This window comes from Vibrio sp. 2130-1 (genome assembly GCF_033339515.1).
Genome location: NZ_JAWOUT010000373.1, coordinates 1 through 645, shown reverse-complemented (window position 1 = coordinate 645; position 645 = coordinate 1). Strand labels below are relative to the sequence as shown.

Annotated in this window: 1 protein-coding gene; it reads left to right on the top strand. The window is 51.9% G+C overall.

Going from position 1 to position 645, the window contains the following annotated elements; all coding sequences use genetic code 11:
- Window positions 1-645 (top strand): M48 family metalloprotease (locus tag R7Q09_RS26310; RefSeq protein WP_318143963.1); only part of this gene is annotated, 645 nt, incomplete at both ends.

Genomic DNA, 645 nt, shown 5'->3' with positions numbered 1-645 from the left:
CGTACATGCGCATGCTCAGAGCCAGTAAGCCTATCGTCAACGATCCGGTCATCAACGAATATATCGATTCCCTCGGACACCGCCTCGTGGCCAACGCGAACGATGTAAAAACGCCGTTCCACTTCTTCATGATTCGTGATCGTAATATCAACGCCTTTGCCTTTTTTGGCGGTTACGTTGCATTGCACTCAGGGCTATTTCTTCATGCTCGTAGCGAAAGTGAACTCGCATCCGTTGTCGCGCACGAAATTGCACACGTAACACAGCGCCACCTAGCGCGCAGTATGGAAGACCAGGCAAGACGCTCTCCAGCTACTTTAGCTGCGCTTGCTGGTGCATTATTACTTTCGATTGCTTCACCAGAAGCAGGCATGGCAGCGATTACCGCCGCAACAGCAGGCAACATGCAAAGCCAAATCAACTATACTCGCTCAAACGAGAAAGAAGCCGACCGCTTCGGTATCGCAACCTTGGCGAAAGCAGGATTTGATGTGCAAGCAATGCCGCGTTTCTTTGGCCGTTTGGCCGATGAATACCGCTACGCGAGCAAACCGCCACCAATGCTACTGACTCACCCTTTACCAGAAGACCGTGTAGCAGATAGCCGTCAACGTGCACAAGCCTATCCTCCAATGCGCATTGCAC